Raw genomic sequence first — 23,065 nt, forward strand, 5'->3', positions numbered from 1 at the left:
ATGAAAAAAGAGAACTTCTTGTTGGCTGCGCTGATGATATGGCTGTGGAGCACGGCGGCTGTGGCGCAACAACCGATCAAAGTGGCTTGTGTGGGAAACAGCATCACTTACGGGGCCGTATTGCCCGACAGAGCGACGCAAGCCTATCCCGTGCAGTTGCAAAAGATGCTGGGCGACGGATATCAGGTAGAAAACTTCGGAAAGTCCGGCGCAACGTTGCTCTATAAGGGACACCGACCCTACGTCCGGCAGGAAGAGTTCCGCAAGGCCATGGACTTTGCCGCCGACGTCGTGGTGATACATCTCGGCATCAACGACACCGACCCGCGCGACTGGCCGGAGCATCGCGATGAGTTTGTCAGAGACTACCTGAGCTTGATTGATTCGTTTCGCCTTGCCAAGCCGGAGGCACGCATCCTGATTGCCCGCATGACGCCCATCGTCCACCGGCACGCCCGTTTCCTCTCCGGCACACGCGACTGGCATGCGGAGATACAGACAGCCATCGAGACGACGGCACGTTGCGCCGGCGCGCAGCTCATCGACTTCCATGCGCCGCTCTACCCTTACCCCCAGCTGCTGCCGGATGCCGTTCATCCCAACCCCGAAGGCGCCCTGATCATGGCACGGACGGTCTATTCGGCCATTACGGGAGACTACGGAGGACTGCGGTTATCGCCCCTGTACACCGACAACATGGTGTTGCAGCGCAATGTTCCGCTGGATGTGTCCGGCACGGCCAATGCCGGCGAGCAAGTGACGGTGACCATCGGCGGACAGCGTTGCCGTGTGAAGACCGGCGCGGACGGCAAGTGGACGGTACGTCTGCTGCCCCTGAAAACCGGCGGACCCTATGAACTGACCGTATCCACCCTTCGCCGGACGTTGCGTTACCGCAATGTGCTGGCAGGCGAGGTATGGCTCTGTTCCGGACAGAGCAATATGGAGCTGATGCTGAAGCAGGCCGATACGGCCGCGCGGGACATCCCCGCAGCCCATGACAACCAACTTCGGTTCTACGACATGAAAGCCCGCTGGCGTACGAATGCCGTAGAGTGGGACGACACCGTACTGGATTCGTTGAACGCGTTGCAGTACTACGCGCAGACGGAGTGGGAACCCTGTACGCCCGGCACAGCAAGCGCTTTCTCTGCCGTGGCTTACTACTTCGGGCGCATGTTGCGCGACAGTCTGCAAGTGCCCGTGGGATTGATTTGCAATGCCGTGGGAGGTTCGCCCGCGGAGGCATGGATAGACCGGGAAACGTTGGAGCGTGAGTTCCCCGCCATTCTGAAAGACTGGAAACAGAACGACTTCATTCAAGACTGGGTGCGCGGGCGTGCGGCACTCAACATCAAGCGCTCTGCCGACCCCCATCAACGCCATCCGTACGAGCCGTGCTATCTGTTCGAGGCGGGCATCGCCCCCTTGCGAGGCTATCCGGTAAAGGGTGTCATCTGGTATCAGGGAGAATCGAACGCGCACCACAAAGACGCCCACGAACGCCTCTTCAAGCTGTTGGTGAGCAGTTGGCGCAAGACGTGGGAAAACGCCCGCATGCCTTTCTACTACGTACAGCTGTCCAGCCTGAACCGTCCGTCATGGCCGTGGTTCAGAGACAGCCAGCGCAGACTGCTACAGGACATGCCTTATCTGGGTATGGCGGTCAGCAGCGACGTGGGCGACTCGTTAGACGTGCACCCCGTGCGCAAGCAACCCGTGGGAGAACGGCTGGCACGCTGGGCCTTGAGCGACACGTATCAGCGGCCTTCGACGCCTTCCGGTCCGTTGCTGAACAGAGCCGCCTTCCGTGACGGAGTGGTTTACCTCACCTTCGATTACGACAACGGATTGCGAAGCGCCGACGGGCAGCCGTTGCGCACGTTCGAAGTGGCCGAGACGGACGGACTGTTCCATCCGGCCCAAGCCGTCGTGGAGGATGGATACCTGAAGGTATGGTCTTCAGCCGTGAAGCGCCCGCACTACGTGCGTTACGGATGGCAACCCTTCACCCGCGCCAATTTGGTGAATGCCGCCGGACTGCCTGCCTCCACCTTCCGGGCGGAAGACCCGGACTGGACGGGCAAACCGTACGTAGACCCGTATGAAGAGGCTTTCAAACTCTTCTTGCGTACTTCCCGGGAGTTCTGTCAACCTGCTTTGCCGGTGGAAAAAAGGCTCAACCTGCGTCCGATGGAAGGCTTTCCGAAGGGCGAGAAAGGCTTCGAACTGGGCGTTTCCGCTTGTTTTGCCGGTACGCTGAACGGACAGTTGCTCATGGCAGGTGGTTGCAACTTCCCCGAAGTCCCCGTGGCGGACGGCGGACAGAAGCGTTATTACCGCGGCATCTACGCCGCCCCGTTGCCTGCGGACTCCGTCCTGCTCTGGCGCAAAGTGGGCGAGCTGCCCGTGCCGCTGGCCTACGGCGCCTCCGTGCCTACGGCCGACGGGCTGATCTGCATCGGCGGCATGAACGCGCAAGGCCCTGTGGCGAGCGTCTATCGCCTTGTCATCGGGAATAAAGATAAAAAGGTGCGGATAGAAACGCTGCCTTCCCTGCCCTATGCGCTGGACAACCTGACGGGCAGCCTGGTGGGAAACACCGTCTACGTGGCGGGAGGCAACCGCGAAGGAGTCCCCTCGAACTCGTTCCTCTGCCTGGATTTGGAGCGGCCGGACGAGGGCTGGACAGAGTTGGAATCCTTCCCCGGAGACCCCCGCATACAGCCCGTCTCGGCGGCAGTATATATCGACGGATCCTATCGTTTCTACCTCTGGGGAGGTTTCGCGCCCGCCTCTCAGGGGCGCGAGGCCACGCTTTCCGTAGATGGATATTATTACGCGTTCAACTTGAAGCGATGGGTACCGCTGCAAGCCCCCACGGCGTTCAACGGTGATCCGGTTTCGTTGGGCGGAGGCACAGCCATTGCCCTGAACGACGGCCGCATCCTTTGCATGGGAGGGGTAGACAAGGACATCTTCCTCTCCGCCTTGCACGGAACGGACGAGGAATACCTGCGCCGCCAAGCCGAGTGGTACCGCTTCAACCGCCGTATCTTGATTTTCAATGCGCCCACCAGCAACTGGCAAGAAGTGACGCAGACACCCCATGCCGCCCGTGCAGGCGCGGCATTGGTGGGCGACAACGGTACGTACTTCTACATCAACGGCGAACTGAAGCCCGGCATCCGTACGCCGGAAATCCTGAAGCTGACCGTGGAATAAGAGAGGAATTTCTCCTGTTTGCAAGGGCTTATCGCAGCCCATGCGGAAGAACGGAAAAAATGAGGAAGCGGTTTCTTGGACGGAACCGCTTTTTTCTTGAAATTTCTTGTCTTCCTTTTTGTTTTTCTCGTTCTTTTTCTTTATTTTAGGCCCTTGTTAAAACCTTTTAATATGAGTCATACTATGGACCAATTACTTTTTTGGCTGGTTCCGGCCGCTTCTGTTCTGGCACTCTGCTTTGCCGGATATTTCCATCGCGAAATGATGAAAGAGAGTGAGGGTACTCCTCAAATGATTCGAATTGCCGCCGCCGTGCGTAAGGGGGCGATGTCTTACCTCAAACAGCAGTACAAGATTGTGGGGTGGGTGTTCTTCGGACTGGTGATTCTTTTCTCTATCATGGCGTATGGCTTCGGGGTGCAGAACCCATGGGTGCCGGTGGCTTTCCTTACCGGCGGCTTCTTCTCGGGGCTTTCGGGTTTTCTGGGCATGAAGACGGCGACATACGCCTCGGCGCGTACGGCAAATGCCGCACGAACCTCGCTGAACGCAGGGTTGCGCGTCGCTTTCCGCAGCGGGGCGGTGATGGGACTGGTAGTGGTAGGTCTCGGGCTGCTCGATATCTCCTTCTGGTATCTGTTGCTCAACGCCGTGATTCCGGAGGATGTGCTGACGCCCACCCATAAACTCTGCATCATCACCACCACCATGCTGACGTTCGGCATGGGAGCCTCCACGCAGGCCCTCTTCGCACGTGTGGGCGGCGGCATCTATACCAAGGCGGCCGATGTGGGAGCCGACCTGGTGGGCAAGGTGGAAGCCGGCATCCCCGAAGACGACCCGCGCAACCCCGCCACCATTGCCGACAACGTGGGCGACAACGTGGGCGACGTGGCCGGCATGGGCGCCGACCTTTACGAGAGTTATTGCGGTTCCATCCTGGCCACGGCGGCTCTGGGCGCTGCCGCCTTCATCCATTCGGGCGACACGCTGATGCAGTTCAAGGCGGTGATTGCACCCATGCTGATTGCCGCGGTGGGGATACTGCTTTCCATCATCGGCATCTTCTCGGTGCGCACCAAGGAGAACGCGAAGATGAAGGACTTGCTGAACTCGCTGGCGCTGGGCACCAACCTCAGCTCCGTATTGATTGTGGTGGCCGCTTTCTTCATTCTTTGGCTGCTGAAGCTGGATAACTGGGCTTGGATTGCCTGCTCGGTGGTAGTGGGACTGGTAGTGGGCATTGTCATCGGCCGTTCCACGGAGTACTATACCTCCCAATCCTACCGTCCGACTCAGAAGCTGAGCGAGAGCGGGAAAACAGGCCCTGCCACCGTCATCATCTCGGGCATCGGGTTGGGCATGCTCTCTACCGCCATCCCGGTGGTTGCGGTAGTGGCGGGCATCATCGCCTCTTACCTCTTCGCCTCCGGCTTCGACTTCTCCAACGTCGGCCTGGGACTTTACGGCATCGGCATCGCCGCCGTGGGCATGCTATCCACGCTGGGCATCACCCTGGCTACGGATGCCTACGGCCCCATTGCCGACAATGCGGGCGGCAACGCCGAGATGTCCGGCTTGGGCGAGGCTGTGCGCAAGCGCACCGATGCGCTCGACTCTCTGGGAAATACCACCGCCGCCACGGGCAAAGGCTTTGCCATCGGCTCGGCGGCCCTTACGGGTTTGGCGCTGCTGGCCTCGTACATCGAGGAAATACGCATTGGCCTCACCCGCCTGGGCACCACCGAGATACATGCCGGCGGCCAAACCATACCCGTGCAAGACGCCACGTTCTTCGACTTCATGCACCATTACGATGTGACGCTGATGAACCCGAAGGTGCTGTCGGGCATGTTCATCGGTTCCATGATGGCCTTTCTGTTCTGCGGACTGACGATGAATGCCGTGGGCCGCGCCGCCTCTCACATGGTGGACGAAGTGCGCCGGCAGTTCCGCGAAATCAAAGGCATCCTTACCGGCGAGGCCGAACCCGACTACGAGCGTTGCGTGGCCATCTCCACCAAAGGGGCGCAGCGCGAAATGGTGATTCCCTCGCTGATTGCCATTGTAGCTCCCATCCTTACGGGATTGGTCTTCGGCGTTCCCGGCGTGCTGGGCTTGCTGATTGGGGGATTGAGCAGCGGATTCGTACTCGCCATCTTCATGGCCAATGCGGGTGGCGCATGGGACAATGCCAAGAAGTACGTAGAAGAAGGAAACTTCGGCGGCAAGGGCGGTGAGACGCACAAAGCCACCGTGGTGGGCGACACCGTGGGCGACCCGTTCAAGGACACCTCGGGCCCCAGCCTGAATATCCTCATCAAACTGATGAGCATGGTAGCCATTGTGATGGCAGGGCTTACGGTGGCTTGGAGCTTGTTCTGAGGGAGCCCGTGATACTTGTGACTTAAGTTTGTTTTACTGGGCTCTCTTTGTTATCCTCTCTTTCTTTTTTCGGATACAGTCGGATAATTTTTGAATTATCCGACTGTATTTCTTTTGCCGGATTATGTTCTCATTCTCTTCCCGGTCGGAATGGTGGTCGAACAGCATCCGGCTTTGTCGTCCGTGTGTTTCGGGCCATTCGGCGTAATTATATCTTCGGTTTGCGGCATTGTCCCCTCCTTGCCACTGTATATAGACATGCTTTTTAGTCTGTGCCTTGAGGTTCCTCAGTATGGGGACGAAACTCTTTCCGTCCAATTGTCCTTGAGGTGTGTCTATGCGACATAAGTCGCATAGCGTAGGATAGAGATCTACGAGTTCTACAAGCGATTCGGTTGTTCCTCGTTCCATACCTGGCACACGTACGATGAGTGGAACTTGGGTGGCTTTCTGCATTAGTGTATGTTTACCCCAGAAGTTATGTTCTCCCAATTGCCAGCCATGGTCACCGAAGAAGATAATCAGGGTGTTGTCGGCCAGTTCCAACTCTTCCAATGCCGTGAGGATGCGCCCTATTTGAGCGTCTATATAGCTGATGGCAGCATAGTAGCCGTGTTTAGCTTCACGCTGGAAAGCTTCTTCTTCCATATTGACACGAGCGTACGAGCGAATCTCTTGCGAACCTTGTACCTCTTCTGGTAAGTTGTGCGGACGAAAACGGTTCGTTGCCAAGGGAATTTCTTCACGTTGATACATGTCCCAGTATTTTTTAGGAACATTGAAAGGTAGATGCGGGCGCCAGAAACCGCAAGCAAGGAAGAAAGGTTTATGGAGTTCTTTCAGCCTTTTCAGATCCTCGATGGTGTGGGTGGCACCTTTGCCGTCGTCGTATGCATCATCTTCCACGTCGGCTGACTCACAAAAGGGACCGCGCATGGTTCGGGGATTGATGTGGTTGCCTGATTCGGTATTCATCCACACCTCCCACTTGTTGTATTCCGCCCAGTCGTGTCCATATCCGTCGGGATGCACCCGCCAGGGATATTCGCTCCAGCTTTCGGCATGGTCGGCGATGTTGTGGAACACTTTGCCGTTGGAAACGGTATGGTAGCCATGAGAAGTGAACCAGCCGGACAAAGGGATGGCGTCGGGAGCATCTATGCTGGCTGATGCTTCATAGTGGGTAAATCTTTGCGGATAACAAGGATACATACCCGTGAACAGACTGGCTCGCGAAGCACCGCTGACCGGAATATTGCAATAGGCATTCCGAAAGAGTATGCCCGTGGCAGCCAAACGGTCAATGTTGGGAGTGTGTATCTCCTTGATTCCGTAGCATCCTAATTCCGGTCTCATGTCATCGGCAATCAGCATGAGAACGTTCATTCGTTCAGGTTGTGCTACCTCTTGCGCCGGAAGAAGCGACGGGAAGAGCGATAAGGAAGCTCCTCCCATTGCTAAGGTCTGTAAGCAATTCATGCGTATCATTTGTTGTATCCGGGATTCGGTTTCAGGTTAGGGTTCAAGGCCGATTCGCTCATTGGAATGGGATAGAGGTAATAGTGCGGTTGCCATCCTTTAAGCCCTTCCATGGTGAAGATATACAGGTAGCCTTCTTTCAGTGTGCCGGAGGTGTCGATTGTTCCGTCTTCATTGTATCGTGCCACTTTCATGTTGCTTGGGTTTCCGTAGTCGGCTTTTACAATGTAGGCTCCCATCGGCATTTTGGAAAGTTGGTTTTCGGCTTTTTTCCATCGTCTGATGTCGTTGAAAGCGAATCCTTCGCACGAGAGTTCCATGATTCTTTCGCGGCGAATTTCCCACAATACAGGATTTACGTCCGGTTCGCGATATTTGTCCCAATCTTCCGTAATGGCATTTACTTTCATTGGTGTCACTCCTCCGCGTGCGCGCAGTTTATTGATGGTAGCATCTGCTATGCTTTGAGTAAATTCGCCCAGCTCACAGGCAGCTTCGGCATAGTTCACCATCACTTCTCCCACTCTGAAGAGCGGTGCTGCCGAGTTGTTGGAAGAGTCGTTGCTGGGACATATCACCCACGTATTGTAGAATTTCCACGGAATATAACCCATATAGGCTTTCTGCCAGTTCCACACTCCGTTGGTCGACTGCCAGAGGTTGGGCATACGAGTCGTGTAGTAATTCTTGAAATTGGAAGCGGGTAATGTCTTATAGCCAGCCCATCCCGAGCCGGAATTGGTATTGATGAGCTCGATATACTCATCGGCATAGGCTTTCGGATGTGTTGGTTCGTAACGTTTAAAGGCGGTGATGTTACCGGAGCGTGCATTGTCCGTCATATATGGAGGGATGATGGTCAAGTAGAGCCTACGGTCGCGGTTTCTGAAATTGGCATACTCTTTTCTGGAACCGTCTGTCTCTTTGTATCCTTCGTATACGGCACTGGTACTGATGGGTTTTCCATCGCTGCAAAGGAATCTGTCTACGAAGTCTTTGGTGGCTTCTGTCCGAGCCTCGCCGGTACGCAGGCTTCTTACTCTGGAATGTCCTTCATTCTTTACGTTGCGATACTCTTTATAAAGGAGAATTTCCTTTATTTTGGTAATATTGCCGGTATTAGAGTTGAATAAAGCGTCATATTGCGGATATACATCAGGTATACTGGTCAACACTTTTCGGGACGCTTCGATCGATGCTTTCAGAAACTTCTCGCCGTCCGACAGATGATGGTATTTTCTCCATGTGCCTTCAAAAAGACCGAAGCGTGAAATCAGGGCGTTTACCACATTTCTGTTGATCGTATTATTGCCGTCGCCTCCTTTACGAATATGTCTCTCGGCATATTGAAGGTTTTCCAATATATGGTCGGCCACTTCTGTTCTCGGTGTTCGGGACATGGTTAGCTCCGAAGAGTTGGTATTTAATACATGCTCAATCCAAGGTACGTCTCCATAGCGTGCAATCAATTCCATATATCGATATGCGCGGAAGAAGTAGCCTACTGACCGCCAATGTTCTTTATCGGCCTCATCCATTCGTGAAGACTCGATGTTGTCAAGCATAAGGTTTGCTTGACGGATAAATGTAAAGTCCCAATCATGGTGATAGATCACTCTGTCTTGATTCTTTTTATCTTCATAGTTCTCTGGATTGGCCGGGACGGTTATATCTCCGGTAGCCCATTTAGAGAGGCTCCCGGCCGCAGAGTTGCTTTTCGTAATGAAATATCCTGCATTGATTTCATCGCTGAAATTTGTATCGGAGTATCCCTCGAATATTTCATATAAACTCCATGCATAGGTCTTGAAGCTGGCGCTTGTGGTAAATGCGGTGGCCTCGGTTTGTTGATCCTTGGGATATACTTCGAGAAAACTATCGTTACACCCGCAACACAAAGCTGTCATTGCTGTGGCTAATAGAATATCTATTTTTTTCATGTCTGTTACTTTTATATGATTGTTAGAATGTCAGTTTTATTCCTGCTGAACATTTCCTTAAGTAAGGATAAGTCCATCCGCGGGCACTTTCTCTATCAAGTTCTGCTTCGGGATCCAGTCCGTCGGGAAGATGGTCGAATGTGGCAATATTCTCTCCGCTCACGAAGACAGAAGCTTGAGCTATTTGAGTCGGTTTCAACCACTTTTTCGGTAGTTTGTAGGAGATGGTAACGTTGCGTATGGACAAATATGCACCGTTTTGCAGATATTTGGTTTGGGGCAATCTGTTGGCACTCGTATTCTTTTTGGCTTTGTCGTAGATGCGCGGAAAGTAAGCGTTGGCATTTTCTTTTGTCCAATAGTTCAATTGACTGCTCATCAGGGTGGAATATTCATCGAACCATGGCCAGAACAGTTCATTCGAAATCCATAAATCCCGTTTTCCTACACCTTGCAGAAGGAAAGAGAAAGAAAGATTTTTATAAGAGATTCTTCCGGTAATGCCATATTGGTAGCGCGGAGTGGAATTGCCGATGATGCTGCGGTCGCCCGGATTTGACAATGTGTTTTGTCCCTTATCTATGATTCCACTCTTATCATGGTCTACATAAAGCACATCGCCCGGATTGGGCCTTGAGTAGCCGTCCACATAAGGAATGCCTTTTTTGAGGCTACCGTCGGGGTTAAAGTCGTCTTCCGTGTAGTAACGGTCTGTTGTATACCCCCAGATTTCATTGATGTACTGTCCGTTGTAGTGTTGCGAAAGTAAGCCGGAAACATTGTCGAACTTGGTGATCTTGGTTCTGCTGTCATATAGAGTTGCACCGATGGTATAATCCATGTCCTTGTTGACGTTTCCATTGTAGTTAACGGCGAGTTCCCAACCTTTAGTACGCAGATTGGCAGTGTTCTCCAGTGGTGCAGTGGTGCCGAGCACCGATGGCTTTTTGCTGCCCTCGGCAAGCATGCCGTTTGTATCCCGTATGTACCAGTCGAAAGTCATATTCAGGCGATTTTGCAGGAAAGAAGCGTCCAAGCCCAAATCAAGCGTCTTTACTTTCTCCCACGTAAAAGAACTGCTTACCAAATCGGGCGTATTCAGCGTATAAACATATCCCCCATTCAGATACCATGATGATTTACGTATACTCATGCCCGGCAACCATTTGTAAGGTTGTATATTTTGATTGCCGATGGTTCCGTACGAGCATCTGAGCTTAAGATTGCTTAAAATTCTTTCTGTCCCTTTCATGAATGGCTCTTGGCTGATGCGCCATGCAGCCGAGATAGATGGGAAAAGACCGAACCGCGATTGGGTGGGGAACTTGGAAGAACCATCATAACGGCCGTTCACTTCGAGCAGATACTTGTCGGCATGGCTGTAATTGATCCGGAAGAATCCGCTACGCAAAGTGTATGATGAAAAATTATCATCCGAATAGACTTCGCCCACACCACCTGATATGCTTGGCATGTCTTGGTTGATCATATTGGCTTTTCGGCTGAGAAGCTGTTCCCATTTGTACGATTCTTGAGAGAAGCCTGCCATTGCTTTGAAGAAATGTTGCTCACCCAATGCAAGCGAGTATGTGCTGTAAAGATTGAAAGAATAGTAGTTCGTCTTTTCTTCCGTCACGTTGTAGAACGATGTAGTTTCTGTGGCCGATTGTTCCAACACATCGTCCTGACAACGGAGATAAGTGTAGATGGGATTGAACGATTTCTTGTTGTAGAATTTCTTGTCGAGTGTGTATTCGGCTACCGTATTCCAGTCTTTTATGGGAGTTAGGGTGAATCTGCCGGTCAGGCGCAGGTTGTCTTGTTGCACATTGGTGGCATATGCGTTTTTGATGAAGTTTGCCGGGGTATTGTAGTCGTAGACCATATCGTCTACTTTTCCACTGCCGATGGAGTAGTAGCTCGGAAAGGCAATGGCTGCGCCCCAAATACCAAAGTTGGCATTGGTTTCTGGCAGTTTCTTGGTAGAGTTGCTGTATTTGAAGTCGAGTTCGGGCTTTATCCACGATTTGGCATCGGAGCGGATATAGCCGGTTACGTTGTAGCGCTTGTAGGAATCTTTAGAACTTATTAAGATACCGTCTTCATCGACATAGCCCAGAGACATACGGTATGACATGTTTTTGTTGCCCCCATCAGCCACCACATCATAGATTTGTTGGAAACCGGCAGAAGACATCATGTTCTCAATCATGTCTGTTTCGGCCATGGAGTATTTGATGCCTGCGTCACCGTCGGCTTCTGTTCCCATGACATATCCGTCGGGATAGGATGAAGGTGAGCGACGATAGTCTTTGATCAGGTTGATCCACTTGTCAAGATTCTGTGGACCACTGAAGTCGCCCGTATTCTTATACATCTCCACAGTCTGTAACGGAGTGGCTTTCTTGGGCAGGTTCATGGGAGTGGACATTGCCCAGTTGGCATTGAAGTTGAGGCGGAAAGAGTTGTCTTTGCTTCCTTTCTTAGTCGTTATCAGAATGACACCGAAAGCGGCCCGGGCACCGTAGATGGCTGATGAAGCTGCATCTTTCAGCACAGTGACCGATTCGATATCGTTGGGATTGAGCATATCGATATCCATCTCTACATTGTCGACCAGCACAAGGGGGGAACCGCCTCCTTCGTTTATGGTGCCGATAGCTCCGCGTACCGACCATTTGTTGGAGGAACCCGGCTCGCCGTTTCCATTGGAGATTTGTAATCCGGGTATGGCTCCTCTCAGTGCTGTACCGGTAGATGTTACGGGGCGATTGCCCAAGACCTTATCCATATTGACGGTTGTAGTGGCTCCGGTCAGGTTTTGTTTCTTTTGCGTTCCGTAGCCCACTATCACCACTTCATCCAACAGTTCAGTGTCTTCTTTCAAAATGATCTCCAATACGGATTTATCTTTTACCGATACTTTCTGAGGCTGATATCCTATATAGGAAAAGGTCAGTACACTGCCGGGTGAAACGTCTAACGAGAAGTGTCCGTCAATATCCGTCGTGGTGCCGTTGCTGCTACCTTCGGCCAAGATGCTGGCACCGATGATGGCTTCTCCGGCTGTATCTCGCACAAATCCGGTTATTGTCTTCTGGCGGTTCTTCTCTCCATTTTCTTGGTGTACCTTGTCTGTAATCACAATAGAGGTTCGGGATACTATTTTATAAGTCAGGTTTCGTCCTGTGAGAGCTTGCTCCAAGATAGAGGATACCGGAACATTTTCCATCTGCAAAGAGATGTCTTTCCGGTTGTCTATTACGGCTTCCCGATAGGAGAAGCGATAGGAGGTTTGTACTTCGATAGATTGAAAGACTTCTTGCAAAGAAGCGTTTTTCAGATGGACGTTGATTCTCGGCTCTTCTTGAGCGCAGGCGAAAAAGCTTGTCCATAACATGAATAGTGTAAATAAACAGAGCTGTTTTACTTGATTTTTTTTCATACTTGTCACGTATTAGCATGGTTAGTTAGATAATAAGTCGTTTTTTGATAGTAATACAAAGTCGATACTTAAAAGTACCGAGGAATGTAATATGTTTTATAACACACTGCATTCCCCGGTCTGTTTCTGTTGCATGACATTTCTCTATTAGCCTGAACGGAGTTCGATATAATAAGGGTAAAATGACATGTATATGTCATTACTCATGATATATATTAGGATGTACTTAATGAGCTCTCTCTATTCTCTTTAGTTTTTATATAAGATAGAGCTGGGTTTTATATACTGCTTCAGTGTTTCTCTGTCTTATTATATAGAGTTTCTGTTTATTGCTCCAACACCCAAATACATTCATCCTCTTGCATTTTGCCATTAATGGAGGTTTGTGCCTTGATTCGATTGATTCCGGGTATAAGCGAAATATTGAATGAAGCCGTCTTCCATTCGTCAGTCCCAACTGTTTGGGGCTTTTCGTTATTTACATAAAGTGTGACTTCATTTCCATTAGAGAAGATCCATATCTCCGTTTCTTTTTTTGTGCGGAGGTTGTTCCTTTTACCGCAGATATAAAGCATCGGCTCCGGATTCCAATTGGCTTTATAGAAAAAGAAAGCATCTTTCTTGGTGCGTCGGTCGTACGTCACCAGTCCCTTGTCGTTGATGCCCGGACGGTCTCCTTCCATGCGGTGCGCCGCCCCGAAGTCGAACATGTTCCACACGAAACTTCCCCAGACGTAGGGACGTTTGGAAATAATCCGCCAATTCTGTATATGATAGTACGTCTGCCAATTTTCCGGATGCCACCAACTTTTGGGCGTGCTTTGCCGGAGGCTGTCCTGCTGATGGTATAGACTGGCGCCGGCGCCGTATTCGCTGATGGCAATTTTTAGTTGCGGATTCTCCCGGTGTGTTTTATCCAACCATGTGGCCAATGAGGCGGGAGTTGCTCCATACCATCCGTCGTAGCGGTTCCATGCTATTACATCGGTAATGAAATTCATATCGCCTTCCTGATTACTGGCCGCTGTGGTGGGACGTGTCGGGTCTTCCCGGTGTGCCAATTCGTGCAGCTCTTTGATGTATTCGACCGGATTATCTCCTTCTTCTTTCAGTTCGTTGAACAATCCCCAGAAGCATATACTGGGGTGATTGTAGTGCTGGCGAATCAGTTCCTTGAGCTGTTCCTTGCCGTTGGAACGGAATGAGGGCATGTCTACGAATCCTTTGTCGGCGTATCCGCCGGGACCTACAAAGGGAATTTCCGCCCAAGCGATGATGCCATGGCGGTCTAACAAGCTGTATAGGTAGGTGGAATGCGGATAATGCGCCAGACGAACGGCGTTCACTCCCATTTCGCGCATCAGACTGACATCCTCTTCGTGATGGTAAGGGTGGAGGGCATTTCCCCTTTCGGCTCTGTCCTGATGCTTGCAAACACCGTGCAGGTTCAGATGTTTTCCATTCAGGAAAAAGCCTTTGTCGGCATCGACGCTGTAATATCTCAGTCCCAGAGGTTGTGTCACGCAGTCTGTCTGTTGTTTCTTTTCCCATACGGAGGCAGTGACTTGATACATGAAAGGGTCTTGCGTGCCGTTCCAAAGGTGCGGATTGTCTATTTTGAAAGTGAAAGATACCGGTTGATTATGCTGTTGGGCCTGCACGGTCACTTTCCTTTCGTATTCATCAATAACCTTTCCGTTTTCTTTTATCTGTAATCTTATGACTCGTTCCTGTGGGATGGTATATACGTTGGACAACATTACGGTGGCTTGTACCTTGGCTTGTTTTTCGTTTACGTCCTGCTGTGTCAGGTAAAGTCCCGGCGAGGCATAATCCAAAGGAGAAATACATACGTTGTCCGTTATTATGAACTCTACGTCTCGGTAAATGCCTCCATAGAAGTTGAAGTCACCTACCAGAGGCATTACGTCGAGTTGCTCTGCGTTGTTCACTCTTACCAACAAGGAGTTCTCCTCTCCGTAGCGGACGTGGTTTGTCAGTTCGAAGATAAACGCTCCGTAACCTCCTCTGTGTTCGCCCCGGTGTTTGCCGTTGACGAAGAGGTTGGCTATGCTGTTGGCCCCTTCAAACCGGATGAACAGGCGTTTCTGTTTCCATGCTTCGGGGATGAATATCTTTTTGGTGTAGTTGCCTATGCCGCGTTTATAGTCTATCTTTCCTGACAGTGCGTCTTGCGCATTCCAAGTATGCGGAAGATCCACTCTTTGTTCCGTATTCCGATGCACTTGGTGTGAGAAGCGGAACTGCCAGTCGGGATTGAGCGAATAGGTTTGTCGCTGGCCGAGTGCAGGTTCTGTAAACGCAAATAAGATAATGGCTGTGAGACTTGAAATAAATGCTTTCATGGTTGGTGTTTTTTATTTGTCAATAGTATTTTCTTTGGGGTATATTGAATAATGAGGTGATAGGTGGTAGCGACAATATCTAAGGCTTCGTGCAGGTTGGAGGCTGTGATGGTTCCTGTAAACAAATCTTCCGAGCGTGCCGGTTCGGCAATCTCGATGGTCACGGCATAGTTCTTTTCCAATACTTTTACCACATGCTCCAGTCTGGAGTTGCGGAATACGAATTGACGTTTCTTCCAGTCCGGAGTTTCTTTCCGAGGCTCCGTCTCAAGGCTAAAATTGCCGGTCTGATAGTTCAAGGTGACTTTGTTGCCCGGCTTCATAGCCAATGACTGCCGGGAAAGAACAGAGGTCAGGCGGACATTGCCTTCATCGAGAGTGACCACGGCATGTTGTTCGTCCTTACGGGCTTTGAGGTTGAACTTGGTTCCCACTACTTCCACTTCCAAATGGCAGGTGTGGATGCTGAACGGCATGTGCGGATTTTTCTTTACTTCAAAATAGCCTTCTCCTTCGAAGCGGATATGTCGTTGCCCGGAGCTGAAAGCGACCGCCGGATAATGGATGGACGACTTTTCGTTGAGTGAAACGTTTGTCCCGTCGGGCAAGGTCACATGCGCCCTTTCATTACTGCCGGTGCTTACGATTATCTCTTTCGAGTTTAGCCGGCTGTTCTGTCTGTATAATGTAATGGTGGATATGAGCAATACGGGAATTAATATGGCGGCGGCTACTTTCATGGCAATGCCCAAACGGCGCAAAGGTTTCGTTTCCCGTTCCGTTCTGTGGTCGATGGCCTTCTTCATCCGTGCTATTTCAGTCTCGCTTACGGCAGTCTCGTTTTCCGTATCTTCGTTCATCCAGATGTCGAGCAAGCGGGCTTCCGTCTTTTGCCTCTCTTCCGAATTTACTTGCTGGCGAAGAAGCTCAAGCTCTTTTCGGCTCAGTCGGTCTTGCCTGTATTTCTTTTCTAAGTTTTCCATTCTTTTCTTTTTTGGATAGTACAATATAATAGATGTAAAGTACCGTTCGGCACGGATTTAATTAACGAATAATAACGGGAGTGCCAAGCTGATGAATTCGGTGATGAGTTCTCGCAGTTTTTTCAGTCCGATGGATAGTTGGTTCTTTACGGTTTGTTCGCTTAAACCGGTTTGAGTGGCTATTTCCTTGTTGGAAAGGTTTTGGAAGCGAGATAGCCGGATGACTTTTTGTTGGGAGGGCGACAGTTTCCCGATGGCTTTTTCTACGTTGTCCAAAAACTCTTGGTATTCGATATGGAGATGCGTGTCTTCGTCCTTTAAGGCATCTTGAAAACAGACATAGTCTTCGTATGCTGGTGAGTTGATACGCCTTTTATAAGCATTTATCAGGTCGTTTTTGGCTATGGCGAACAGCAGGGGGCGGATTGAAGGGCAGTCTTGCAGCTTATTCCTATTTTCCCACAACTTGACGAATGTCTCTTGTACGATGTCGCAGGATTCCTCGGCCGACTTTGTGAATTGCAGGCAATAAGCGTATAAACGCTTGGCATACATTCGGTATAGGGTATTGAATGCCGAATAAGAGCCGTTTCTAAGTCGGGTGATTAATAGAGCTTCCTCCATAGTATTAAATTGATTATGCGCCTAAACGGCCTAAAGATAATGGAACATATCGAGAAAGAAAGCCTGCCGACTGTTAAAAGAGATTTTGCTCCTTTGTAGTGGGCAGGCTTTATCTGATTGCAAGGTTTCGCGTTTCTTGTGGCTATGGTCTACTCCTTGCCGTACTCCTCGTACAGCATCAGCAGATGCGATGAGCTCCAACTGAAGTGGGGAGCTTTCAGGCATTCGCCGTTGTGGGTTCCGTAGTTCTCGTGTATGGGGGCACCTTCTTTCAGTCCGCTCAGACGGTCGAAGACTTGCAGGGTATATTCATCGGCCAGTTTGCTGTAACCGTAGTTGCGCAGTCCGCGAATCGCGAAGTAGGTTTGGTCGAGCCAGATAGGGCCGCGCCAGTAGCCACGCGGGTCGTATTTGGGGTTATCGGCGGCAATGGTGGGGAAGGGGATATACGTCGAGAACTTGGCCGTATCGCGCAACATCGGCAACATGCTGTCTACTTGGGTTTGCGTGGCGATTTGCGTCCACAACGGGGTGTAAGCCTCGCAACCCGGCTCTTCGATGAATGAACCGTCTTTCAGCCGGCGGTCGCAGAAGAAGTTGATGCGCTTGTCAAAGAAGTAATCGCCCACCCGGTCGCCATAGTCCGGACCGGAGAAGGAGGTATTCAGCAGTCCGGCGAACTTTTTCAGCAGCCGGCATTCCAATGCCAAGTAGGCATTGAGGTCTACACTCTCCTGATTCATGCTCCAAGCATCGTCGGCTCCTTCGTTCTTCAGCATGGTGGCGTTGTCAAAGCGGATGGCGTTGTCCATGCCGCTTTCCCATGCGGCGGCTTCCAGTGTACCGTCGGTAGAGCCGTATTCGCACATGCCGTTGCGGTTATGGTCGCGTTTCTGGTACCACCAGTTATAGTAGGATAAGAGTTGCGGGTACATTTCGGCAACGAAAGCCGTGTCGCCTGTTTGGGTGAAGATTTCATCTACTGCCCAGCACACCAAGGGCGGTTTGCTGTCGCGTGCGTTGTTCTCTGCCGGGTTGGTATAGATGCAGTCGATAATCATGCCGTCGGGCTGCTGATAGTCGAACATGGCGCGGATGTTGTTCTTGGCCAGTTCGGGGGCGAACTTGGCGGTTCCGGCACTGAAACGCCAACTGTCCCATGCCCAGAAACCGACAAAGTAGTCTACGGCATGGCTGGGTACGATGCCTTCGTGCAAGAGTCCGCCATGATGCGTGCGCCAATTGGAGATAAGGGTAGTGACGGCTTTCACGGCAATGCGGTCGTATTCGGGCTTCATGTCCGTGCGCAGCGCCTTGCTGAGGTAACCCTCCCAACGTTCGGCATTGGCTTGCAAGGCGTTTTCGGGATTATTGAGCAATGCCGGGAGATTCTGCAAGCCCACGGTCATCTCCTTCTCAGAGCTAAAGAAAGAGATGGCTACGTTGACGGTGCGTTTGGAAGCAAGAACAAGCGCTGTATAGTTATGATCCACTTCGGTCAGCATCACATCCGGAGTGAAGGTTATGGTCACACTTTCTCCACTCGGATGGCGGGCGATGACGGAGCTTTGCTCTACGGTCACGCTTACGTCGTCGGCCCATCGGCTACCCGTCAGGAGCAGTTTCTCCGCTTTGTCGGTTTCGATGCGTAGCAGGACGGTAGAGGCGTCGGTGAAGTTGAGGCGTTGTGTGATGCTTCCCTTGCAGGAACGAGCCGACATGTACAACTCGCCGGGATAATAGCAGGTGGAGTCGGGCACGAATAGTCCCTGCGGCTCTTTGGCGAAGCCAACGGTTACGGCCGATTGTGCTATCCATTGGCGGCGAAACATATCCAGACTGAACGGGCCGCAGAAACCGTTTACCCATTGATTCTTTTCGGGCAGGGTGAAGCCCATCCACGAGCCGGCATCCGTGAACCAGCCGTGGCAACGATGCAGGGTGTCGGGGGTATAGGCAATGTCGAGAATGTTGCTGAAGGCGTACCTTCTTTGCTGTGTGCTTTGAGCGCCGGAGGTGCAGGAAGTCAAACCTGCCGCGAGCAGGAGAAAGCAAAGCAGGGATATAAATTTGTATCTCATGTTGTTTAAAGAGGTTAATGGTTTTATAACGAAATGATAAGTATGCTTCATGCTATTGTAGTATTTATATCGTTCTATGTATTAAAATGTCCTTTTAATGCGCTTGTTTCTTGGTTTATACTTCTTTGCTCATCTGTATAAATAGGATTCTTCATTCATAAGCCATCCATCTTCCACCCATCTATCCTCAATCCCACATGCCCTCCCGGCCTCACCGCAGGAGCGTTAAAGCGTAGAAAGTGTTTTCTGCGTCAAGAAAGTACATCTTTTATTCCACCGCTTTAAGCGGTTGCAGCCTGAAGCCATACCTCCACTCTTTCGGGGTGATGGTATATTCGGGATGCACTTGCGCTCCCCATGTGTTATCGCCTCCCACACCCATCTGCCGGTGGTCGATGTTGAGCCATACCATCTCTTTCTTTTGGATGCTTCCGCCATGCCGGCGTTCCATTTGCGAAGGGCGATATTCGATGTCCTCCATCGGGAAGTTCCATGCACTGATGCTGAGCGGTTCTTCTCCGGTTATTAGCAGACCTTCTCCGGCTGCATTGCGCAGGGTCACCCAACGTACATCGCAGTGATTGGCTGTTTCTTGGGCACGCACATACGGATGGAATTGCTCCCATACGGTGGCGTTGTAAAGGCCTATCAAAGCACCGGTCTTGCGGTCGGCATAGTTTTCGTGCGGGCCGCGTCCCAGCCATGATATCCTTTCGTATTCGGCAGGCAGCACCATGCGCATGCCCAAGCGGGGCATCTCGCTCAGCGGTTTCTTGCCGGGAATGAAGTGCATCGTCACTTGAATGGAGCCGTCGGGGCGGATTTCATAACCGGTTTGCAAGGTGGCGTCTTGCGCTTCCATGCGATAGGTGGCAGTGACGGTGGCAAGGTGTTCGGCTTCTGTCAAGTTAATATCTTGCAGCTTTGCGTCACGCCCGGCGTGTTTCCATGTTCCGCAACGTGTCAGGTGTCCGTTGGGGATGTCGTTATCGGTCAGCGGACGCCAGAAGTTGGGTTGCAATCCCTCTCTAATCAGGTTCTTTTCGTTGTAGACAAGTGCGGTCATCTCACCGGTCAGGGTGGAAAAGTTCACTTGAAAGGTGTTGCCACTCACGGTCAGTGTTTGCTCGTTACGGCGTGTGGTCAATGTCCCGGTTATGGGGCGAACGGGGTTGGCTGCCGGGATAGTGGGTAAAGCCCATTGTTCGATGGCCGCTTCGTGTCCTTTCGGGATGAGTGGCGCCGGCTGCTTGGTGAATGCGCGCAGGGTGAGGAAATACTCTTTGCCGTCGGCAGGGAGAGGCTTCAGAGGTAGTTCCATGTCGGCAGTGCAGCCGGGTGCGATGGCCGGGAAATCGGCCTCTCCGTTTTGAACGGCCTGTCCGTTGCACTCCACAGACCAGCGCAGGAGGTATCCTTCCAGTCCGATGAAGTCGTGGCGGTTGGTTACTTTTATCCGGTTGGCGGTGAAGGCAAGCGGCTCGAAGTGGATGTATTGCAACACCTTTTTTACTTCGTGGATATGTGGATGCAGGGTGCGGTCGGCTGCCACCAGACCGTTGGCGCAGAAGTTGGAATCGTTGACGATGCCCACGAAGCCCATGTCGCCTCCAAAGGCCCAGATGTCTCGTCCGGCTTTATCCTTGATGGCAAAGGTCTGGTCCACCCAATCCCAGATGAAGCCGCCTTGCAGTTGGTCGTACTTGTAAATCAAGTCCCAATAGTCCTGAAGGTTGCCCACACTGTTGCCCATGGCATGGGCATACTCGCAAAGGATGAGGGGGCGGGCATCCCGTTGGTTCACGTGCCGGCGGAGTGCCCATATGCGTGCATACATCGGACAGAAGATGTCGCTTTTGCCGTCGTAGCCGCCGCCTTCGTACTGGAAGGGACGTGTCGGGTCGGCCTTCTTGGCATAGCCGTAGAGCGTCTCGAAGTGCTTGCCGTAGCCCGATTCGTTACCCATAGACCAAGTGACGACGGCCGAACAGTTGCGGTCGCGGGCCATCATCCGGCTCATGCGTTGCATGAACGGCAGCTCCCAGTCGGGATAGTTGGCAAGCGTTCCGTCCTTATGGTCCATCATGCCGTGGCTTTCGATGTTAGCCTCGTCTACCATGTAGAGGCCGAACTCGGTGCATAGCTCATACCAAGCGTAGTTGTTGGGGTAGTGGCAGTTTCGCACGCTGTTCAGGTTGAACTGTTTCATCAGCCGGATGTCTTGTATCATGGAAGTCGTACTGATGGTGCGCCCCTTGTGCGCGTCGTGCTCGTGGCGGTTCACGCCTTTGAACAAGATGGCTTTCCCATTGATTAGCTGCATGCCGTTCTTCATCTCTACCGTGCGGAAGCCGAAGAGGTGGGTGAAAGATTCCAAAGATTTGCCTTGTGCATCGTAGGTGTTCACTACCAGCGTGTAGGTGTGGGGCGTTTCGGCGTTCCATGCGCGCACGCGGGGAAATTGCTGTTGCAGGGCAAAGAGCGTGTCGGCGGCAGAAGCGGTGGTTTTCTTTTGCCTGTAGATTACGCCGTTTGCGTCCAGCACCTTTACCTCTACGGTTTGTCCCGTTTTCGGCCTGTGCAGAAGTACATCCAGTTTCAGCTCTCCGTCTTTGTAGTTGTTGACGAGTTCGGAAGTCATCCGGAAATCCTTCACGCGGCTTTCGGGACGGGCATAGAGATATACGCTGCGTTCGATGCCGCTGTATTTCCAGTAGTCCTGCCCTTCGAGGTAGGAACCGTCGCTGTATCTGAACACCTTCACGGCCAGCCGGTTGTTGCCTTTCTTCAGCAGGCGGGTGATGTTGAAGTGCGATGGTAGGCGGCTGTCTTCCGCATATCCGGCAAGTTTGCCGTTCATCCATACGTAATAGGCCGACTCCACACCCTCGAAATCGAGGAAGACGTCCATGCCTTCCCAACCTGCCGGAACTCTGAACTCGCGGACGTAAGCGCCTACCGGATTGTAGTCGGCGGGCACGTACGGCGGATTGGCGGGGAACGGATAGCGTGTGTCCGTATAGATGGGGGCGTCGAAGCCTTGCAATTCCCAGCTGCCGGGAACTTCTATTTTACTCCACTTCCGTGTGTCGTATCCCGGCTTGTGGAAGTCGTTGGGGCAAAGCCCGTTGTTCTTTGAGAAGAGAAACTTCCAAGTGCCGTCCAGCGATATGCGCCGTTCTGCCGCAGAATTCACGTCGAAACGCACTTCGGGCGGCAACGAGCGTTGTTTCATGGCGCCGGCTTCGCTGGCAAAGGGGATGAAGTGGGCGTGCATCGGCTCTCTGTTCAGCTCGTTGACTTGGGGGTTCTGCCACGGCTCGTTATCGGCCGGGGCACTGCTGCAAAGCAGCGAGGCGAGGAGAAAAGTATAAAGTCTGGTTTTCATTATGAATAAGATTTGATATATAAATAAGGTATGGCTGACGCGCTGTTTTCCTTGATTTGTCAGACACTTGTCTTTGTCCTGACAGACACTTGTGTTTGAAGCGTCAGGGACAAGTGTTTGACAAGACGGCTGCCGAAGCCTGTCCACAACCGTGTCCGAAGCCCTTATAAGGAGCAGAACAGGGTGACCAGAAACGGTACACTGAAGTCCACCACAAAGCCGTGGAAGATGGAAACCACCACAAACTGTTGTCCGGCCGTCCGCGTGATGATAGGCAGCGTGGTGTCCATCGTCGTGGCGCCTCCGGCCGAGATGGGGGCGAGGTTTCCGAACCACCGCACCAGCAGAGGCGCTGCCAGCAGTGTCAGTATCTCGCGGCTGATATTGGCCAGCAGGGCGATGGTTCCCAGTTCGGCTCCCTTGTATTCGGTGATGAAGATGCTGGAGAGCGAATAGTAACCGAACCCCGACCCTATGGCCAGACAGTCTGTTACGGAACGGTGAGTCAGGATGAGGCTGACCGCCGCCGAACCTGCCAACGTGCCTAGTATCGTCATCACGGGCAGAAATATCAGCCGGGGGTTGAGCGAGCGGAAATTCTTCAGTGTCTGCGGGTCGTTGCCCACGCTTATCCCCACGCTGAACATCAGTGCGCAGAGGGCGTAGTAGCCGATGTCGGTTTCGGCAATGTCGAAAGGCATCAGGCCGGAAACTCCGCACAGCGCACCCAGCACGAAAAAGCCGACGATGACGAGGCTTCCTTTCATACTTCGCCTCCTTTCTGTCTGTACAGGCTCTTCCACAAGGCCCATGCGGCAGTGACGCTTCCCAGCGTTCCACCCAGCGTCAGTATCACGGCCTCCATGCCGATGGTGTGCAGGCCTTTGATAATCTGTTCGTTGCTTCCCACCTCTATGCCGAGGATGAAAAGCAGCAGCCAGATGAGCAGGGTAATGATTTGGGAGATTTTCCGTAAGTCCCGTTTCCGTAAGAGATAGCCCAGCAGCATTCCGGTGAGCATCAGTCCGATGATTGCAAACATATCTATGTCGTTTTTTTGTAGGCAAAGATAGCACAAACCCACTAAGTTTCAGCAAAGAAAAAGTTTTCAAGGCGTACAAGGCGGCACGGGTCGGAACAGATGCTGCC

The 23,065-nt window shown here is 52.0% G+C and carries 12 protein-coding genes; 2 read left to right on the forward strand and 10 right to left on the reverse strand.

Annotation, left to right across the window (positions count from 1 at the left end; translation table 11 throughout):
- On the forward strand, window positions 1-3,225 hold the full coding sequence (locus C4H11_RS09335; RefSeq protein WP_106041454.1) for a cyclically-permuted mutarotase family protein: 3,225 nt from the start codon (window positions 1-3) through the stop codon (window positions 3,223-3,225).
- A gap of 183 nt (window positions 3,226-3,408) precedes the next feature.
- Window positions 3,409-5,610 carry a sodium-translocating pyrophosphatase gene (locus tag C4H11_RS09340; protein WP_106041456.1) on the forward strand — a complete coding sequence of 734 codons (2,202 nt, stop codon included), beginning with the start codon at window positions 3,409-3,411 and terminating at the stop codon, window positions 5,608-5,610.
- A gap of 33 nt (window positions 5,611-5,643) precedes the next feature.
- On the opposite strand, the gene C4H11_RS09345 is transcribed toward C4H11_RS09340, so the two are convergent.
- The 10 genes from C4H11_RS09345 to C4H11_RS09390 form a co-directional block, all read right to left on the reverse strand.
- Window positions 5,644-7,065 carry a sulfatase gene (locus tag C4H11_RS09345; protein ID WP_234819927.1) on the reverse strand — a complete coding sequence of 474 codons (1,422 nt, stop codon included), beginning with the start codon at window positions 7,063-7,065 and terminating at the stop codon, window positions 5,644-5,646.
- Between the two features lie 29 nt (window positions 7,066-7,094).
- Window positions 7,095-9,029 carry a RagB/SusD family nutrient uptake outer membrane protein gene (locus C4H11_RS09350; RefSeq protein ID WP_106041458.1) on the reverse strand — a complete coding sequence of 645 codons (1,935 nt, stop codon included), beginning with the start codon at window positions 9,027-9,029 and terminating at the stop codon, window positions 7,095-7,097.
- A 22-nt stretch (window positions 9,030-9,051) separates the two neighbouring features.
- On the reverse strand, window positions 9,052-12,474 hold the full coding sequence (locus tag C4H11_RS09355) for a TonB-dependent receptor (RefSeq protein WP_106043306.1): 3,423 nt from the start codon (window positions 12,472-12,474) through the stop codon (window positions 9,052-9,054).
- A 326-nt stretch (window positions 12,475-12,800) separates the two neighbouring features.
- The gene (gene lacZ4 / locus C4H11_RS09360; protein WP_106041460.1) at window positions 12,801-14,840 is read right to left on the reverse strand and encodes a beta-glucuronidase LacZ4; all 2,040 of its coding nucleotides are present in this window, start codon (window positions 14,838-14,840) and stop codon (window positions 12,801-12,803) included.
- Complete coding sequence (locus tag C4H11_RS09365; protein WP_106041462.1) at window positions 14,837-15,823, reverse strand: FecR family protein; 987 nt, start codon at window positions 15,821-15,823, stop codon at window positions 14,837-14,839. The genes lacZ4 and C4H11_RS09365 overlap by 4 nt, the downstream gene beginning before the upstream one ends.
- 57 nt (window positions 15,824-15,880) lie before the next feature.
- Window positions 15,881-16,447 carry an RNA polymerase sigma factor gene (locus C4H11_RS09370; protein ID WP_106041464.1) on the reverse strand — a complete coding sequence of 189 codons (567 nt, stop codon included), beginning with the start codon at window positions 16,445-16,447 and terminating at the stop codon, window positions 15,881-15,883.
- Window positions 16,448-16,596: 149 nt separating this feature from the next.
- A complete protein-coding gene (locus C4H11_RS09375; protein WP_106041466.1) occupies window positions 16,597-18,528 on the reverse strand; it encodes an MGH1-like glycoside hydrolase domain-containing protein in 1,932 nt (643 codons plus the stop codon).
- A 268-nt stretch (window positions 18,529-18,796) separates the two neighbouring features.
- Entirely contained in the window at window positions 18,797-21,916 is a 3,120-nt protein-coding gene (locus C4H11_RS09380; protein WP_106041468.1) for a glycoside hydrolase family 2 TIM barrel-domain containing protein, read from the reverse strand.
- 164 nt (window positions 21,917-22,080) lie between these two features.
- Window positions 22,081-22,683: a lysine exporter LysO family protein gene (locus C4H11_RS09385; protein WP_106041470.1), complete on the reverse strand. Its 603-nt coding sequence runs from the start codon at window positions 22,681-22,683 to the stop codon at window positions 22,081-22,083.
- Window positions 22,680-22,958: a LysO family transporter gene (locus C4H11_RS09390; RefSeq protein ID WP_106041472.1), complete on the reverse strand. Its 279-nt coding sequence runs from the start codon at window positions 22,956-22,958 to the stop codon at window positions 22,680-22,682. Before C4H11_RS09390 ends, C4H11_RS09385 begins: the two co-directional genes overlap by 4 nt.
- Window positions 22,959-23,065: the final 107 nt, after the last annotated feature.

The organism is Bacteroides zoogleoformans, from assembly GCF_002998435.1.
GTDB lineage: Bacteria > Bacteroidota > Bacteroidia > Bacteroidales > Bacteroidaceae > Bacteroides > Bacteroides zoogleoformans.

Coding starts and splice junctions, on each gene's coding strand:
- C4H11_RS09390 (WP_106041472.1), bottom strand. CDS start 22,958: ATGTTTGCAATCATCGGACTGATGCTCACCGGAATGCTGCTGGGCTAT.
- lacZ4 (WP_106041460.1), bottom strand. CDS start 14,840: ATGAAAGCATTTATTTCAAGTCTCACAGCCATTATCTTATTTGCGTTT.
- C4H11_RS09380 (WP_106041468.1), bottom strand. CDS start 21,916: ATGAAAACCAGACTTTATACTTTTCTCCTCGCCTCGCTGCTTTGCAGC.
- C4H11_RS09375 (WP_106041466.1), bottom strand. CDS start 18,528: ATGAGATACAAATTTATATCCCTGCTTTGCTTTCTCCTGCTCGCGGCA.
- C4H11_RS09340 (WP_106041456.1), top strand. CDS start 3,409: ATGGACCAATTACTTTTTTGGCTGGTTCCGGCCGCTTCTGTTCTGGCA.
- C4H11_RS09345 (WP_234819927.1), bottom strand. CDS start 7,065: ATGGGAGGAGCTTCCTTATCGCTCTTCCCGTCGCTTCTTCCGGCGCAA.
- C4H11_RS09365 (WP_106041462.1), bottom strand. CDS start 15,823: ATGGAAAACTTAGAAAAGAAATACAGGCAAGACCGACTGAGCCGAAAA.
- C4H11_RS09335 (WP_106041454.1), top strand. CDS start 1: ATGAAAAAAGAGAACTTCTTGTTGGCTGCGCTGATGATATGGCTGTGG.
- C4H11_RS09355 (WP_106043306.1), bottom strand. CDS start 12,474: ATGAAAAAAAATCAAGTAAAACAGCTCTGTTTATTTACACTATTCATG.
- C4H11_RS09385 (WP_106041470.1), bottom strand. CDS start 22,683: ATGAAAGGAAGCCTCGTCATCGTCGGCTTTTTCGTGCTGGGTGCGCTG.
- C4H11_RS09350 (WP_106041458.1), bottom strand. CDS start 9,029: ATGAAAAAAATAGATATTCTATTAGCCACAGCAATGACAGCTTTGTGT.
- C4H11_RS09370 (WP_106041464.1), bottom strand. CDS start 16,447: ATGGAGGAAGCTCTATTAATCACCCGACTTAGAAACGGCTCTTATTCG.